This is a genomic window from Polaromonas sp., assembly GCF_039932935.1.
In the GTDB taxonomy this organism is placed as follows: Bacteria; Pseudomonadota; Gammaproteobacteria; order Burkholderiales; family Burkholderiaceae_C; genus Polaromonas.
Genome location: NZ_JBDTPB010000009.1, coordinates 80,313 through 96,030 on the forward strand (window position 1 = coordinate 80,313; position 15,718 = coordinate 96,030).

The 15,718-nt window shown below is 60.9% G+C and carries 20 protein-coding genes; 10 read left to right on the top strand and 10 right to left on the bottom strand.

The features are described from left to right. Nucleotides 1–67: 67 nt before the first annotated feature. From glnA to ntrC, 4 genes are all read left to right on the top strand, one after another. Nucleotides 68–1,483 carry a type I glutamate--ammonia ligase gene (glnA, locus tag ABI546_RS01220; protein WP_348043286.1) on the top strand — a complete coding sequence of 472 codons (1,416 nt, stop codon included), beginning with the start codon at nt 68–70 and terminating at the stop codon, nt 1,481–1,483. A 196-nt stretch (nt 1,484–1,679) separates the two neighbouring features. Beyond that, nucleotides 1,680–2,219 carry a hypothetical protein gene (locus ABI546_RS01225; RefSeq protein WP_348043288.1) on the top strand — a complete coding sequence of 180 codons (540 nt, stop codon included), beginning with the start codon at nt 1,680–1,682 and terminating at the stop codon, nt 2,217–2,219. Between the two features lie 41 nt (nt 2,220–2,260). After that, a complete protein-coding gene (glnL, locus tag ABI546_RS01230) occupies nt 2,261–3,367 on the top strand; it encodes a nitrogen regulation protein NR(II) (RefSeq protein WP_348043290.1) in 1,107 nt (368 codons plus the stop codon). Nucleotides 3,368–3,459: 92 nt separating this feature from the next. Beyond that, entirely contained in the window at nt 3,460–4,983 is a 1,524-nt protein-coding gene (ntrC, locus tag ABI546_RS01235) for a nitrogen regulation protein NR(I) (protein WP_348043292.1), read from the top strand. A 226-nt stretch (nt 4,984–5,209) separates the two neighbouring features. Here the strand turns inward: ntrC and xth are convergent, their stop codons facing one another. From xth to ABI546_RS01270, 7 genes are all read right to left on the bottom strand, one after another. Beyond that, nucleotides 5,210–5,986: an exodeoxyribonuclease III gene (gene xth, locus ABI546_RS01240; protein WP_348043294.1), complete on the bottom strand. Its 777-nt coding sequence runs from the start codon at nt 5,984–5,986 to the stop codon at nt 5,210–5,212. Between the two features lie 42 nt (nt 5,987–6,028). After that, the gene (locus ABI546_RS01245; RefSeq protein ID WP_348043296.1) at nt 6,029–6,610 is read right to left on the bottom strand and encodes a DUF4337 domain-containing protein; all 582 of its coding nucleotides are present in this window, start codon (nt 6,608–6,610) and stop codon (nt 6,029–6,031) included. A 1-nt stretch (nt 6,611) separates the two neighbouring features. Beyond that, nucleotides 6,612–7,121, bottom strand: a complete 510-nt coding sequence (locus ABI546_RS01250) for a dihydrofolate reductase (RefSeq protein ID WP_348043297.1) — start codon at nt 7,119–7,121, stop codon at nt 6,612–6,614. Continuing rightward, the gene (locus ABI546_RS01255; protein WP_348043298.1) at nt 7,118–7,366 is read right to left on the bottom strand and encodes a TfoX/Sxy family protein; all 249 of its coding nucleotides are present in this window, start codon (nt 7,364–7,366) and stop codon (nt 7,118–7,120) included. Before ABI546_RS01255 ends, ABI546_RS01250 begins: the two co-directional genes overlap by 4 nt. A 6-nt stretch (nt 7,367–7,372) precedes the next feature. Beyond that, nucleotides 7,373–8,203, bottom strand: a complete 831-nt coding sequence (locus ABI546_RS01260) for a thymidylate synthase (protein ID WP_348043299.1) — start codon at nt 8,201–8,203, stop codon at nt 7,373–7,375. 73 nt (nt 8,204–8,276) lie between these two features. Continuing rightward, a complete protein-coding gene (locus ABI546_RS01265) occupies nt 8,277–9,698 on the bottom strand; it encodes an FAD-binding oxidoreductase (RefSeq protein WP_348043300.1) in 1,422 nt (473 codons plus the stop codon). Next, nucleotides 9,695–10,090 (bottom strand): DUF2069 domain-containing protein, encoded by a 396-nt coding sequence (locus ABI546_RS01270; RefSeq protein WP_348043301.1) that lies wholly within the window; start codon nt 10,088–10,090, stop codon nt 9,695–9,697. The genes ABI546_RS01265 and ABI546_RS01270 overlap by 4 nt, the downstream gene beginning before the upstream one ends. Nucleotides 10,091–10,151: 61 nt before the next feature. On the opposite strand from ABI546_RS01270, the gene ABI546_RS01275 reads away from it, so the two are divergent. From ABI546_RS01275 to ABI546_RS01295, 5 genes are all read left to right on the top strand, one after another. Next, the gene (locus ABI546_RS01275; RefSeq protein ID WP_348043303.1) at nt 10,152–11,366 is read left to right on the top strand and encodes a YihY family inner membrane protein; all 1,215 of its coding nucleotides are present in this window, start codon (nt 10,152–10,154) and stop codon (nt 11,364–11,366) included. Nucleotides 11,367–11,493: 127 nt separating this feature from the next. Beyond that, the gene (locus ABI546_RS01280; protein WP_348043305.1) at nt 11,494–11,730 is read left to right on the top strand and encodes a hypothetical protein; all 237 of its coding nucleotides are present in this window, start codon (nt 11,494–11,496) and stop codon (nt 11,728–11,730) included. Between the two features lie 176 nt (nt 11,731–11,906). Then, on the top strand, nt 11,907–12,053 hold the full coding sequence (locus tag ABI546_RS01285; protein WP_348043307.1) for a hypothetical protein: 147 nt from the start codon (nt 11,907–11,909) through the stop codon (nt 12,051–12,053). A gap of 211 nt (nt 12,054–12,264) precedes the next feature. Further along, nucleotides 12,265–12,453 (top strand): DUF3606 domain-containing protein, encoded by a 189-nt coding sequence (locus ABI546_RS01290; protein WP_348043309.1) that lies wholly within the window; start codon nt 12,265–12,267, stop codon nt 12,451–12,453. After that, nucleotides 12,450–12,680: a hypothetical protein gene (locus ABI546_RS01295; protein WP_348043311.1), complete on the top strand. Its 231-nt coding sequence runs from the start codon at nt 12,450–12,452 to the stop codon at nt 12,678–12,680. Before ABI546_RS01290 ends, ABI546_RS01295 begins: the two co-directional genes overlap by 4 nt. A gap of 35 nt (nt 12,681–12,715) precedes the next feature. Here the strand turns inward: ABI546_RS01295 and ABI546_RS01300 are convergent, their stop codons facing one another. After that, on the bottom strand, nt 12,716–13,081 hold the full coding sequence (locus ABI546_RS01300; protein ID WP_348043313.1) for a DUF962 domain-containing protein: 366 nt from the start codon (nt 13,079–13,081) through the stop codon (nt 12,716–12,718). A 111-nt stretch (nt 13,082–13,192) separates the two neighbouring features. On the opposite strand from ABI546_RS01300, the gene ABI546_RS01305 reads away from it, so the two are divergent. Continuing rightward, nucleotides 13,193–13,618 carry a thioredoxin family protein gene (locus ABI546_RS01305; RefSeq protein ID WP_348043315.1) on the top strand — a complete coding sequence of 142 codons (426 nt, stop codon included), beginning with the start codon at nt 13,193–13,195 and terminating at the stop codon, nt 13,616–13,618. Between the two features lie 7 nt (nt 13,619–13,625). Here ABI546_RS01305 and ABI546_RS01310 read toward each other — a convergent pair whose 3' ends face one another. Both ABI546_RS01310 and ABI546_RS01315 read right to left on the bottom strand, forming a co-directional pair. Next, nucleotides 13,626–14,915 carry a cytochrome P450 gene (locus ABI546_RS01310; protein WP_348043317.1) on the bottom strand — a complete coding sequence of 430 codons (1,290 nt, stop codon included), beginning with the start codon at nt 14,913–14,915 and terminating at the stop codon, nt 13,626–13,628. After that, entirely contained in the window at nt 14,912–15,718 is an 807-nt protein-coding gene (locus ABI546_RS01315) for an alpha/beta hydrolase (RefSeq protein WP_348043318.1), read from the bottom strand. The genes ABI546_RS01310 and ABI546_RS01315 overlap by 4 nt, the downstream gene beginning before the upstream one ends.

Consider the following 15,718-nt stretch of genomic DNA (forward strand, 5'->3'; position numbering starts at 1 on the left):
CACAAAAAGTGCATTCAACAGGCCCGAAGAGAATTTTCAACCACCCATCCAGCAACAGGAGATTTTGATGGCAAAGACCGTCGCAGACGTCATGAAAATGGTCAAGGAAAACGAGGTCAAGTTTGTTGACTTCCGTTTTACCGATACCCGGGGCAAAGAACAGCACGTGACCGTGCCCGTGTCCCACTTTGACGAAGACAAATTCACGTCGGGCCATGCATTCGACGGCTCCTCGATCGCCGGCTGGAAGGGCATTGAAGCCTCCGACATGCAACTGATGCCTGACCCCAAGACGGCCAACATCGACCCCTTCTTCGAAGAAACCACCCTGTTCATGAGCTGCGACGTGCTCGAGCCTGCCGACGGCAAGGCCTACGACCGCGACCCACGCTCCATCGCACAGCGCGCAGAAGCCTACCTCAAGGCTTCCGGCCTGGGCGACACCGCTTACTTCGGTCCAGAGCCAGAATTCTTCATCTTTGATGACGTGCGCTGGAACACCGACATGTCTGGCACCTTCTTCAAGATCGAAGAATACGAAGCCCCCTGGAATTCGGGCGCCAAGCTCGAAGGCGGCAACCGCGGCCACCGCCCGACCGTCAAGGGCGGCTACTTCCCGGTTCCTCCTGTCGACAGCACGCAAGACATGCGTGCCGAAATGTCCCTGATCCTCGAATCGCTGGGCGTCCCCGTCGAAGTGTTCCACCACGAAGTGGCAGGCGCCGGCCAGAATGAAATCGGCACCCGTTTCAGCACGCTGGTCCAGCGCGCCGACTGGACGCAGATCCTCAAGTACGTGGTTCAGAACGTGGCCAACGCCTACGGCAAAACCGCCACCTTCATGCCCAAGCCCGTCGTGGGCGACAACGGCTCCGGCATGCACGTGCACCAGTCGATCTGGAAAGACGGCAAGAACCTGTTCGCCGGCGACGGTTATGCCGGCCTGTCTGACTTCGCGCTGTATTACGTCGGCGGCATCATCAAGCACGCACGTGCCCTGAACGCCATTACCAACCCCGGCACCAACAGCTACAAGCGCCTGGTCCCAGGTTACGAAGCGCCGGTCAAGCTGGCTTACTCGGCCAAGAACCGCTCGGCATCGATCCGTATTCCTTACGTTGCCAACCCCAAGGGTCGCCGTATCGAAGCGCGCTTCCCCGATCCACTGATGAACCCTTACCTCGGCTTCTCTGCCCTGATGATGGCGGGTCTGGACGGTGTGGAGAACAAGATCCATCCGGGCGAAGCCGCCACCAAGGATCTGTACCATCTGCCACCCGAGGAAGATGCAAAAATCCCGACCGTCTGTCACAGCCTGGACCAGGCGCTGGACGCACTGGACGTGGGCCGCGGCTTCCTGACCAAGGGCGGTGTGTTCTCCGACAGCATGATCGACGCCTACATCGAGCTGAAAATGGGTGAAGTGACGCGCCTGCGCCAGGCGACGCACCCGATCGAATTCGATATGTATTACTCCCTGTAATCAAAAGGGCAAAGGGAAAAAGGAGCGAACGCTCAACCGCTTACTGTTTATTTACACAGTTTGTGGCCAAAAAAGGACGGCAAATGCCGTCCTTTTTTATTGCCCTGCCGGTTGTGGGTTTGCTGGCTTTGTAATTCGACGCCTTTGCCGCATACTGATAGACCGTCCTCGCCCTCTTTGGGCTTTGGGAGTTCCTATGAAACACACCTTATTGCTTTCTACCTTGTCCTTGCTGCTGGCTGGCGTGGGAAATGCTGCCTGGGCGCAGCAGGTATACCGCTGCGCCGGTGTCGGAGGTATAGCCCCGGAATACATCAACAACACCAAAGATGCCCAGACCCGCAGTTGCAAGCTGGTTTCCGGCGGTAACGTCACGGTGATGCAGGCTACGCCTGTACCGAAAGCCGGTGTCCGTGTGGCGGCGGCGGCTGGCTCGAGCGGTCCACGCACCGACGGCAGCCCCGAGCAGCGTGCCCGCGACAACGATTCGCGCGCCATCCTGGAGGCTGAGCTCAAAAAAGCCGAGGCCAAGCTGGCCGAGCAGCAAAAAGAGTTCAACAACGGCGAACCCGAAAAGCAGGGCATTGAAGGGCGCAATTACCAACGCTACCTCGACCGTGTGACGGAGCTCAAGGACAGCATTGCCCGCAACCAGAGCGACATTGCGGGCCTGAAGCGTGAAATTGCCCGCTTGCCTTCCCCTTCCCCTTCCCCGTCCGCTCTGGCAGCCAATTAAGCTGTCGTATAAGCCGTGCGGCAAGCCGGCTTTGGAGGAAAATGGATGGCTTGAACAAGCCATCCATTCGCAACACCTTATCGCCGGTCCCCGTCACGGGACTCCCACGCTTCCAGGCATTTGACCTGCTTGCCACGCTGGTTGCCGTCGTGCGCACCAACGGCACGGTGGTGTTTGCCAATGCCGCGCTGGAAGACGCCTTGGGCACGTCGCGGCGAACCATTGAAGGCTCGCAGCTTCCTGATTGCTTTACCGAGCCGCTGATTTTGCAAAACGCGCTGGAGGGTGCGGGGAGCAATGAATTCGCCGCGCTGCGTTACGACGCCTGGCTCAGACGCCTGAACCATGAGCCGCTGCCCGTGCACGTGGTGGTCGCGCAAACCGACATCCCCGGCGAGGCGATTGTGGAACTGCTGCCGCTGGAGCAACAGGCCAAGCAGGAGCGCGAGGAACGCCTGATCGACCAGGCACAGGCCAACAAGGAACTGATCCGTAACCTGGCGCACGAGATTAAAAATCCGTTGGGCGGCATTCGCGGCGCTGCGCAGCTCTTGCAGATGGAGATTGGCAAGGACCTGACGGAGTACACCCAGGTCATCATTCATGAGGCTGACCGGCTGCAGACGCTGGTGGACCGTTTGTTGGCTCCACACCGGCGTCCGCATCTGGTGGGCGACGTCAATATTCACGAAGTTTGTGAGCGCGTGCGCTCGTTGATTCTGGCGGAGTTCCCCAAAGGGTTACGGGTGACGCGGGACTATGACATTTCCATCCCGGATTTCCGCGGAGACCGCGAGCAGTTGATCCAGGCCGTTTTGAACATCGCTCATAACGCCGCACAGGCCCTTGCCGAGCTGATCGCGGCGGGCAATGCGCACATCACTTTCAAGACAAGAATCGCCAGGCAGGTAACTTTTGGCAAGCAGCGCTATCGCTTGGCATTGGAATTGCATGTTATCGACAATGGACCGGGTGTGCCGGACTCCATCAAAGACCGCATCTTCTATCCGCTGGTATCCGGGCGAGAGGGTGGTTCGGGGCTGGGGCTGACATTGGCGCAAACTTTTGTCCAGCAACACCACGGTTTGATTGAGTGCGAGAGCAGGCCGGGTTCTACAGATTTCAAGTTGCTGATACCGCTGCCTTGAAATGTGTTTCGCCATGATTGATACATAACGCGATCGTGCAGAGGGTTTTCAAAGAACCCTGCATTGAAAGCACGAAAAAAGGGACTGCACAAATGAAACCGATCTGGATCGTTGATGATGACCAGTCCATCCGGTTTGTTCTGGAAAAGGCCCTGCTCCGCGAGGAGCTGCCCACGCGCAGTTTCACCAATCCCCGGGAAGTTCTTGCAGCTCTGGAAAACGCGACAGAGGACGAGGGACCGCAAATTCTTGTGAGTGACATCCGGATGCCCGGGGGCTCAGGCCTGGACCTGCTCGAAAAGGTCAAGGAAAAGCTCCCTGGCCTTCCTGTCATCATCATGACGGCCTTCTCCGACCTCGACAGCGCCGTGTCCGCCTTTCAGGGCGGCGCCTTCGAATACCTGCCCAAGCCGTTTGACCTGCCCAAGGCTGTCGAGCTCATCCGCCGCGCGGTCGAAGAAAGTCAGCGCGAAGAGGTCGCCGAAGAGCGTATGTCGGCCGCGCCCGAAATGCTCGGCCAGGCGCCCGCCATGCAGGACGTTTTCCGCGCCATCGGGCGTTTGAGTCAAAGCATGGTGACCGTGATGATCACCGGCGAATCGGGCTCCGGCAAAGAACTGGTGGCGCGCGCGCTGCACAAGCATTCGCCGCGCGCCAACGGGCCTTTTGTGGCCATCAACACCGCGGCCATTCCGAAAGATCTGCTTGAGAGCGAGCTGTTCGGACACGAGCGCGGCGCCTTCACCGGCGCGCAAACCATGCGCCGCGGCCGCTTTGAGCAGGCCGAGGGCGGCACGCTCTTTCTGGATGAAATCGGCGACATGCCGTTTGACTTGCAGACCCGGCTGTTGCGTGTACTGAGCGACGGTCACTTCTACCGCGTAGGTGGACACAACGCCGTCAAGGCCAATGTGCGCGTGATTGCGGCCACCCATCAGGATCTGGAGCAGCGCGTCAAGGAAGGCGGCTTCCGCGAAGATTTGTTCCATCGCTTGAACGTGATCCGCCTGCGCCTGCCCGCGCTGCGCGAGCGCCGTGAAGACGTGTTCATGCTGACGCGCCACTTCCTGCAGCAAAGCGCCAAACAGCTCGGCGTCGAGCCTAAACGGATTTCCGACACGGCCTTGCAGCAGTTGAGCAACTTCGGTTTTCCCGGCAATGTGCGGCAGCTTGAGAACATCTGCCATTGGCTCACCGTGATGGCGCCTGCGCAAGTGATTGAACCCAAGGACCTTCCGCCCGAAGTGCTGGGCGTTGCCCCCGAGTCGGGCAGGGCGTCAGCTCAGCAGGAGAAAGCTGCGGTGGCCAAGATGGATTGGAACGGTGCCGGCGCCGACAAGGCGGTTGTCCATGTGGGGGCGGAGTCCACCACCGCGTCAGTGCCGCCCGCCAGCGGGCCGGAGCAAAGCTGGGAAAGCGGTCTCGAAGCCGAAGCCCTGGCGTTATTGGCCACCGGCCGAAGCGACGTCTGGGACGTGTTGACCCGGCGTTTTGAATCCAAGCTGATCCAGACCGCGCTGGTCAATACCCGCGGGCGGCGCATCGAAGCGGCACAAAAGCTGGGTATCGGCCGCAACACCATCACGCGCAAGATTCAGGAACTCAATCTGGAGTGATGGGGCCCCCACGGTCGCTCACTTCGTGTAGCTCCCTGCCCCCCGAGGGGGCCGCCCGCCTGTGGCCCGGCGAAGCCGGTTCCACGGCTCATGCTGGGTTGAAGAGCTCAGTGGCGTAACCCAGCGAGAGCATTCACCAGTGGGGGCCGAGGGTCCGGCTTCGCCGGCCCCAGGCGCCGCCCCCTGAGGGGGGAGCAGGCTACACGAAGTGAGCCTGAAAGGGGGGTTAGGCCAGCTCTATTGTCACCGGCGCATGGTCGCTGGGCTTTTCCCATTTGCGCGGTACGCGGTCTATGGTGCAGCCTTTGACTTGCGGCTTGAGGGCATCGCTGACCAGGATGTGGTCGATGCGCAGCCCCCGGTTCTTCTGGTAGCCGAGCATGCGGTAGTCCCACCATGAGTAGCTTTTGGGCAACTGCTCGAACATACGGAAGCTGTCGGTCAGGCCCAGCGCCACCAGCTGGCGGAAATGCTCGCGCTCTTCCTTCGTGTGGTGAATGGTGTCCCTGAGGCCTTCGGGGTCGAACGAATCCTGGTCCTCGGGCGTGATGTTGAAGTCACCCAGCAACACCAGCTGCGGGTGGGCTGCCATCTCTGCGCGTACGTAGGCCTGCAGGCCGTTCAGCCAGCGCATTTTGTAGGCGAACTTTTCGCTGCCAGGTTCCTGGCCGTTGACGAAATAGCCGTTCATCACACGGATGGGGCCGGTGGGTCCATCCACCGTGGCGGCGATGACGCGTGAATGCTCGTCCTCAAACCCCACGATGTTTTTCACCACGTCGCGCAGCGGCGTGCGCGACAGGATCGCCACGCCGTTGTAGGTTTTCTGACCGAAGGCGGCTGCTTCATAGCCGGCGGCCTTGAGCGCGTCCAACGGAAATTTGTCGTCCGTCATCTTGAGCTCTTGCAGGCACAGCACGTCCACCGGGTTGGCCACCAGCCAGTCCTGCACATGGGCCAGCCGCGCAGTCAACGAGTTGACGTTCCAGGTCGCAATTTTCATAAATTCGTGCTCCAGCCCAATAAAGACGTGCGCAATCTGCTATCAAATATGTAGCAAAGCCAGAACGCCGATAACCAAACCCACGCCCGCTACGACGAACATGCCATATTCCAGCCACTTCTTGCGTGTCAGCAGGGCAATGGCCGCCAGCGCGATGGCCACCTGCAGCACCGTGGTGGCCTGTGCCCAGCGGTGGTGCTGGTGAATTTGTTCATCCGATGATTTGTCCCATACGGCGGAATCGGCTTCGAGTTTCTCGGCAATCGCCTTGATCTCATTTTTTTCTTTTTCGTAGCGGTCTATCTTGCCCTGGTAGCCCACCTTTTTATCTTCAGGTGCCAGGTCGCGGGCCAGTTCGGCGAGGGACTGTTTGGTGCTTTTCGACTGGAAGTAATTCCACTGGTTGGAGGCTTCGGTCTTCTTGATGGCGGCGTTGTTTTTATAAAGGCCCGCATTGGCCTGCGTCGCGCCGCCCATGTAGGCAAAGATGGCGCCTATGGTGGCGATGATCGCCGTGATGACCGCGATCTGGGCGATCATGCCGCCGCTGTCGTGGCCCCCCTGGGCTGCATGCTCCAGCTCATGGTCGTGGGGCCCATGTACGTGAAATCCGCCTCCTGACATATCAAGTCTCCTCGTGTGTGTTGCGTTTGTTGTAAGTGACGAAGCTGAACTTTAGGCCTCCCGAAGAGGCGTGATCACTTCTTGCGGTTTGCTTCCATTGTTCACTCAGCAGCGGTGCGAAGGCGTCACCTGAAAAGTCCTGGGCGATTTGGGTGACCTCGGCGCGATTGGCCAGAGGTTCTGCCTGCGCGTAGATCTGCGCGCCACCGATGACCCACACTTCAGGTGCTGCCCCCGCCAGATGCAGGGCCTGTCCAAGGCTGGTGGCGCGCTGAACGCCTTTAGCCTGCCAGTTAAGCTGCCGCGTGATCACGATGTTGGCGCGGCCGGGTAAGGGGCGGAATTTGGGTGGCAGCGAGTCCCAGGTTTTGCGGCCCATGATGACCGGGAATCCATGGGTGAGCTGTTTGAAGTGCGCCAGGTCTTCCGGCAGGTGCCAGGGCATGGTGCCGTCCTTGCCGATCACGCCGTTGGCAGACTGGGCCCAGATCAGGTTGATGTTCGTTGTCACGGTGTTTGCTCCAGCGCCAATAAAAGGGACAGCCGATCCTGCTGGGCAATGGTCTGCCAGGCCTGGCCGGTCAGCGCGCCCTCAACTGCCCATAGCAGGTTCAGCGAGGGTTTCTGCCCGCTGGCTTGTACGGCTCGATAGGCCTTGATCGAGCCGATCTGGCGTAGTTGCAACTCTGAGGTGATGCCGGCTCGGTTAAGCAGGCGCTCAGAGGCAGGTCCGAGGTTTCGCAAGTTTCTGAGCATGCGCGCTCACACCGCCACGGGGGCTTTTATGGCGTCGTGGTGCTGGTAGTCCAGAAACTCGAAGTCTTCAAACTGGTAGTCGAAGATCGTTTCGGGCTTGCGCTTGATCTGCAGCGTGGGGTAGGCAAAGGGCTTGCGGCTCAGTTGCAATGCCACTTGTTCATGGTGGTTGCTGTAGATATGGCAGTCGCCACCGGTCCAGATGAAGTCGCCCACACCCAGCCCGCATTGCTGCGCCACCATGTGGGTGAGCAGCGCATAGCTGGCGATGTTGAAAGGCACGCCCAGGAAGATGTCAGCGCTGCGCTGGTAGAGCTGGCAGCTGAGCCTGCCTGGCTGGCCGGCTAGTTCTGATGGCGCCACATAAAACTGAAAGAACGCATGGCAGGGCATGAGCGCCATCTTGGAAAGGTCGGCCACATTCCAGGCGCTCACGATGATGCGGCGCGAATCAGGATTGGTTTTAAGTGTCTTGATGACTTCGGTGATCTGGTCGATGTGGCCGCCGTCAGGCGTGGGCCAGCTGCGCCACTGCACGCCATAGACCGGGCCCAGGTCGCCGTCTTCACGCGCCCATTCGTCCCAGATGCTGACGCCACGCGCCTTGAGCCAGTTGTTGTCGCTCGAGCCCTGCAGAAACCACAGCAATTCATGCACGATGGACTTGAGGTGGACCTTCTTGGTGGTCACCAGCGGAAAACCCTCGTTCAGGTCAAAGCGCATCTGGTAACCGAACACGCTTTTGGTGCCGGTGCCGGTGCGATCGGCCTTGAAGGCGCCGTGGGTGTCCACATGGCGCATGAAATCTTCGTACTGGGAGCGGATGGGGCGGGTCATTTAAAACCAGTCGACTTGGGTGCGGGAAGGGGTCTTTGCCGGGCCGGCTTGGGGCGGCCAGACAAGGGTTTAATTATGCCTTCAGCACTCGGCCCGGATTCATCAGGTTGTGGGGGTCCAGGCCTTGTTTGATGGCTCGCATCATGTTCAGCGCCACGGGCGATTTGTGCTTGGGCAGGGTGTCGACCTTGAGGCTGCCGACGCCGTGTTCGGCCGAGATCGAGCCGCGGTAGCGGTCTACCACTTCGTAAACCAGTGCATTCATGGGTGTTTCCTTCTCGTTCAGAAAACGCGCCTGGTCTTCGTTCTCGGGCGCCTGCACGTTGTAGTGCAGGTTGCCATCGCCCAGGTGGCCGTAAACAACCAGGCGGGCGCCGGGAAACTGTTCGAGCAGCAGGGCGTTGGTCTCGGCCACAAACTCGGGGATGCGCGAGACATTGATCGAGATGTCGTGCTTGATGTTCAGGCCCTCTTCGGCCTGCGCCAGCGGAATGCTCTCGCGGATGTGCCAGAGCGCATGGGCCTGCGCCATGCTTTCGGCGACCACTGCGTCGACTACACAGCCGGCTTCCATGGCGGCTTCGAGCAGGCGCTCAAAACACGCACGCGCATGGGCTTCCGATTCGTTGTCCGAGTTCTCCAGCACCACACACCAGGCCGACTCTTGCCAGAAAGGCACGCGCTGCTGCGGGAAATGTTTGGCCACCAGGCCCAGCGCGAACTGGCCCATGACTTCAAATCCCGTAAGGCCCGAGCCCAGGTGCTCATGCGCCAGGCCCAGCAACTGCACGGCAGCTTCCAGCGAGGGCACGGCGGCGAAGGCGGTGAGCTGGCTTTTGGGCATGGGGTAGAGCTTCATGGTCGCGCCGGTGATCACGCCCAGCGTGCCTTCGCTGCCAATAAACAGATGGCGCAGGTCATAACCGGTGTTGTCCTTGCGCAGGCCCGAGAGGCCGTCCCAGATTTCACCCTGTGCATTCACGACCTCAAGCCCCAGGCAGAGTTCGCGCGTGTTGCCATAACGCACGACCTGGGTGCCGCCGGCATTGGTGCCCAGGTTGCCGCCAATGGTGCAGCTGCCCTCCGAGGCCAGGCTCAGCGGAAACAGAAAGCCGGCTTTTTCGCAGGCTTCCTGCAGGTTCTGCAGCACGCAGCCGGCATCGACGGTGATGGTCAGGTTGCCGGCATCCAGCGTGCGCACCTTGTTCATGCGCGTCAGGCTCAACACGACCTGCGTGCCGCTGGCGTCGGGTGTCGAGCCCACCACCATGCCCGTGTTGCCGCCTTGCGGCACCATGCTCACGCCCGCTGCGGCGCAGGCCTTGACCACAGCGGCAACTTCCGGCGTCGAGCCGGGGCGCACCACGGCTAGGGCCTTGCCGGTTTCACGCCTGCGCCAGTCCTGCACCCAGGCGGTCAAATCGCCTTCGGTGAGGACATTGGGCGCGCCCACGATTTGGCGCAGGGATTCAATCAGTTCTGGGTGCGTGCTCATGGTGTTTGGGCTTCCGGTGCAGGGGTAGACGGGTGGGTGGCGTTTTTCAAGCGGATGCGCACGTGCAATGCGCAGGCCACAAAAAGCACCAGGCACAGCGTGACTTCTATCATGCCCAGGTAGTTGCCGGGGGCCTTGTCGCTCCATGCCCGCACCGTGCCTTCGGTGAAATACAGCCATACCAGCAAGCTGACCCAGCGGTAGGTGTACATGCGGTTTTTCATGATGCCGGCCAGTGGAATGCACAGCGGCAGGACCTTGAGCGCCAGCAGCGAGCCGCCGGGGCGTATGGGCGCCAGCCACATCTCCCAGACCAGGCCCAGCACGATGAGTCCCGCCAGGCTCGCCAGAGCGAGGCGGCGGGTGAAGTTGATTTGAGTTGTTTTGTTCATGTTCATCAGAACCCGTTGAACCTAAGGCAGGTTCCTGGGTGTCGGTGGCATGATACCGGGGATGAAATTTCAGCCATATCTGCAAGACGTTCTGGAGGGCATCTCCCGTTTCCCGTGGCGCCATACCGCGCTCACGCTGCGCGACCGTTTTCGCGAAGACCACATGGGCCTCACCGCCAGCAGCCTGACTTTCACCACTTCGATCGCGCTGGTGCCGTTTTTTACCGTGGCGCTGGCCATCTTCACGGCCTTCCCGATGTTTTCAAAGCTTCAGGGCGCCCTGCAGGCCTGGCTGATCCAGAGCCTGATTCCCGACAACATTGCCCGGCAAGTGCTGGGCTACCTCACACAGTTCAGCCGCCAAGCCAACAAGCTGGGCATTGCCGGCCTGGCGGTGTTGCTGGTCACCGCGATCGCGCTGATCCTGACCATCGACCGAACGCTCAACGGCATCTGGCGTGTCCGGAAGGCGCGGCCGCTTGCGCAGCGTGTACTGATCTACTGGGCGGCCATCACCCTCGGACCCCTGCTGCTCGCGGCCAGCCTCGCGGTGACGTCCTATGTGCTGTCCGCGTCGGGCGGTCTGGTCGGGGCTTTGCCGGTGAGCCTGCGTTTTCTGCTCAGCATCCTGCAGTTTTTCCTGGTAGCCGCGGGCATGGCGACGCTGTACCGCTACGTGCCCAACACCTATGTGAAATGGTCGCACGCCTGGGTGGGCGGCCTGTTTGTGGCGGCCGGTATCGAGCTGGCCAAACGCGCCTTGAGTCTGTACCTGGGGGCCGTGCCCACTTATTCCCTGGTGTACGGGGCCTTCGCCACCCTGCCTATCTTGCTGGTGTGGATCTACGTGTCGTGGGTCATCGTACTGATGGGCGCCGTGATTGCGGCCTACCTGCCCAGCCTGCTGGCCGGGGTGGCGCGCCGCGGCAGTGCCCATGGCTGGTCTTTTCAGTTGGCCATCGAAGTGCTTCAGCAATTGCATCGGGCACTGGCCATGCCGCGCAGGGGCGTCAGCGCGTCGCAGCTGGCCGAGTTGCTCCAGGTGGACGGATTGCAGCTGGAGCCCGTCCTGGAGGCATTGGTCGCATTGGACTGGGTCGGTCAGCTCAATGAAGCCGAGGGCGAAGCGGAGGCGCGGTACCTCTTGCTGGCCGACCCCGATGCCACGCCGCTGGAGCCGCTGATGCGGCAACTGCTGCTTGACAAGGCCGATGCACTGCAAAACCTGTGGGAAAAAGCGGGGTGGCCGGGGATACGCCTGCGGGACGCGCTGTAACTAACTCTCTCTGCGCCGAGCAGCGCACGGGGTGTATAAAAGCGGGAAGCCGTTTGGGCTTTGGGGATACTTGTTACAACTGCCGCTTTGTAACAAAATCCGGGTTTTGATTTTTCACATACCCAACATGCCATCAAAAACGCCAGCCAGGGAAAAATTGGAAGGTGCCATCGTGCGCGAGCGGCAGGCGCATCTGGAGGCCAAGCGGATCTACGACGAACTCACTGCCAAGATGTGGGCCTACCAGACCGGGGAAGGGCCTGCGCCCACCAACGAAGACTTCGAATTGTGGAGCCAGGCCGTTGAGCAACGCGTCAAGGTCAAGCAGCTGGGGATCCGGGTAGAGGGCGAACCAGGCCTTTAGCCTTTAGCGCCGCGCGTTCCCACCAAGTCAGAAATACCGCACAAGCGGCAGCGGTCCGGGCGCACGTTCGGCCCAGCGCCATCTTCTTACGATGAACCAGTGGTTGCTACGCAACACGTGGGGCTTCTTGCCCTGCCGTGTAGCAGCCTCCATTTCATCAACTCAAGGAGAACTTCATGCTGAAGAAATTATTTGTTCTGGCGCTCACCTCTGGCCTGGCTGCAAAGCTCTATAAGGCGTACGCCAGCAAACGGACCCCGGATAACCCGGCTGCGCATTCCGGCACAGCCCCCTCCACCCGCACTTCTAAAACTCAAGCCTGAGAGGGATTTCGGGCCGGTTTTCCCTCAAGCTGCAACAAGGCGTTGGGTCACGTAAGCCTTGTAAAGATTATTTTGGTGCACCGCACAAATTTTCTCTCGTCAGGCCTTCAGGCCCGCGGGAGAAATTCTTACAAGGGCGCGTTCATGCTTACGCGACGATTCTTTCCATCTGATGCAATGCCCTTCATTGACAACCAAGCTGGAGAGAACCGTGAAAACACCCTCGACCCTGATTGCTGACCCGGCTCTGAAAAACGAGCCCATCAACATCAACGAAGAAGCGTCCCTGAAATATTGGGTCAGCGCGCTCGATTGCAGTGAGCTGGAACTGCGCGTGGCGGTGGCCCAAGTGGGCCCCGTTGCCGTGGACGTGAGCACTGAGCTCGGGCGGTCTTTATGAGTGCGGTCCTTCCCAATGCGCCCGGCCCCTTGGCTGTGCGGGTGAAGGAGCCGTCAGCAGGGCTTTTTTACTGGGTGGTCACGCAGCTGTCGGCCGAAGAGCACACAGCGGACCTGCGCATAGAAGGTTCTGACCACCCGTATCCCACCCATGAAGCCGCTTTGCAGGCGGGCGCAGCCTGCCTGAAGGCATTAAAAACCAGTCCCCTGTCGTCACTGGAATCCTGAACTGCGGCGCTGCAGGCCACAGCGCCTCCCCAAATTCAGCGGCCGCTCACGCGTCGCAATGCGTGTGCCCACATGTCGCGGTACATCATCCAGTCGCCCATGAAGCTGTAGAGCGGGCGCTTGAATGAGGCAGGCCTGTTTTTCTCAAACGCAAAATGCCCCACCCAGGCAAATCCATAGCCGCACAGTAATGCGGCCAGTAGCCACCAGGGATTGCGGGTGGCCAGCAACGCCAGCAGGCATAGCAGCGAAAGAGTGGAGCCGGCGAAGTGGAGGCGGCGACAGGTCGGATTGCGGTGTTCACCCAGGTAGAAGGGGTAAAAGTCCGCAAAGGATTTGAAACTGCGCGCGTCTACAGGTGTGGCGATACTGGGGTCTGCATCGGGGTGCATGGCGTTCATGGCTTTGTCTCCTGCGCCGGATAACCGGTGGCGCTCCTTATTCTGCGGCGCTGGCCATAATAGTCAACCCTGCCCGCCTGCGGTCCTTGCGCTTTCCTCACCCCTATTTACGTGCCCTCCGCGTTGTATCCAGACACACCTTACGGCCTCAGCTCTGCGTCGCCACGCGTACCGGCAGCGCCCGCCTTGGCGCGCTGGGTGGTTTGCCTTTGCGCCGACTGGTGCGGCTTGTGCCGGGACTATGAGTCCGTCTTTTCCGGCATGGCGCGGCGTTATCCGGACCACCGGTTTGTCTGGCTGGACATTGAGGACCGGGCCGATCTTGTCGGGGATATTGAAGTCGAAACTTTTCCCACGCTGCTGGTTGCGGATGCAGGCGGCACAAAATTCTTCGGCCCTTTGGCGCCGCATGCACAAACCCTTTCGCGGTTGCTCGATTCGCTGACTGATCCCGCCGCCGAAGCCATGCCTCATTCGCCCCTGATACACGCACTGCTGCAAGCGCTGGAAGCCGCCCCGTACGCCGGGCCGACCTGAGCGGCTGTCATTCCCCGGTAGAAAACGGCGCGTTCAAAAACCCGCGGAACCGCGCGCGGCCACCCCGCACGGGCGGGACGGTCAAACGGTAGTGGGGAAAGCGCTGCAGAAAGCGGCCGATGGCGACACGGCCCTCAAGCCGCGCGAGACTGAGGCCTGCGCACTGGTGAATGCCGAATCCGAAGGCCAGATGGCGGTTGTCCTGGCGCGCCAGGTCGAGCTGCTCAGGATGAACAAACTGCGCCGGGTCACGGTTGGCGGCGCCAATGCACAAGGTCAGCAACGCACCTGCCGGCAAATCGACGCCGCCTACCTGGCACGCCTTGAGCGTGCGCCGGTTGCTTAGCTGGTTGGACGACTCAAAACGCAGAAATTCATCGATTTCAACAGTCAAATCGGCCTGCAGCCCTTGATCTGCCTGCGCAAGCAGCTCTAATTTTGATAGCAAATGTTGCCTGGCCTGCGGCCATTCCTGCAGCAGGACCAGGGCATTGCCGATCAGGTTGGTCGTGGTTTCATGGCCGGCGTTGAGAATGAACACGCAGTTCTGCAGCAACTCGGTCTCCTGCAGTGCATCGCCCGGCGTTTCAGCCCCGATCAGCCGTGTCAGCACGTCGTGTTCAGGGTCCCCCGGGTGTTTACGCCGGTCTGCCACCAGGTCGCTGAGGTAAGCGGTGAACTCGCGCACGCTGCGATTGCCCAAGGCCTCCTGTTCAGGCGTCAATCGGGGCTCCAGTGCCCCCAGAATGGCCAGCGACCAACCGCGCAGCGGTTCCCGGTCAGCATGCGGTACGCCCAGCAGGTTCCCGATGATTTCCACCGGAATGGCGGAGGCGAAGTCTTCGATCAAATCACCGCCGCCCCTGGCTTCGATTCCGTCAAGCAGGCCATCGACCAGTGTGACAAGGCCGGGCTCCATGCCGGCAATGGCGCGCCGCGTGAGCGCGCCCATGATCAGCTTGCGAACGCGCGTGTGCAGCGGCGGGTCGTTGAACACCAGGCTGGTGGTGTGGTGCTCAAAAAGTGGTGAGGCAGCGCCGTACTTGGGCTCGAACTCCACCTTCTTGTCAGAACTGAAGGTGTCCGCATCACGGTACACGGCCGTCAGGTCGGCGTAGCGGGTGAGGAAATAAGAACCGTCGGGCATGTGTTTGACGGGCTCGGTTTCACGCAGCAGCGCATACACCGGATACGGATTGGCATAGAAGTCTGGCGGCAGCGCGCGCAAGTCGAAAGAGGCCGCGATGTCCTGCGCCCGCTGCCGCGTCATGGCCGGCGTAACGCTCAGCCCGTTCATGGCTGCAGGAAGTCCTTCAAGGCAAACAAAACGCCCTCGGGCGCTTCGGTCATCATCTGGTGGCCGGCCTGCAGCAGTACGGTCCTGCTGTTTTTTGCCCTGGTCTGCAGTGGCGCGGCCATTCGGGGCAAGGTCATGGAATCGCTTTTCCCCAGGATGAACAGCACCGGGCACTGCACCTTTTCCATGGCGGCTTCAGCGCCGGTGTAGTCGTCGCAGGCCTTGAAGCCGCGGTGAAACAGGTTGACCTGCGCATTGCTGGCCAGCACCCGCCGCATGAGGGCCTTTGAGCCGCCGTACAGCCACGTGCCCGGGCCGAGCGATGAAGGCGGGGGCGCCAGCATGGAGTGCGAGAAGGTGTTGACCATGTCGATCGCCTTCAGGGGCTGGTTCAGCGCGCTGTCCAGCAGGGCGGGCGAGACCTTCATCGGCGCGGCAGTGCCCAGCAGCGCGAGGCGCGTCACGCGCTGCGGCGCGATGGCGGCCGCCTGCAGCGCCGTGAGGGAGCCAAAGCTGTGGCCCACCAGGACGGCGGCTTTCACGCCGGCCGCATCGAGCAGCGCGAGGATGAAATCGGCCGCTTCTTCCACCGAGCGCGGTGGCTCACCTGCGCTTTTGCAGTGGCCCGGCAGGTCTGGCGCCAATACGTTGAAGCCATGGTGTGCGAAGTAGCGGGTCTGCAATATCCAGATGCTGTGGTCGTTGAGCACACCGTGGATGAACACCACCGTGGGCCGGGTGGCATCAAATGGCTTGCCGCCGGTGTAGCAATAGGTTTTATGGCCCTTGACGTCGAGGTACAT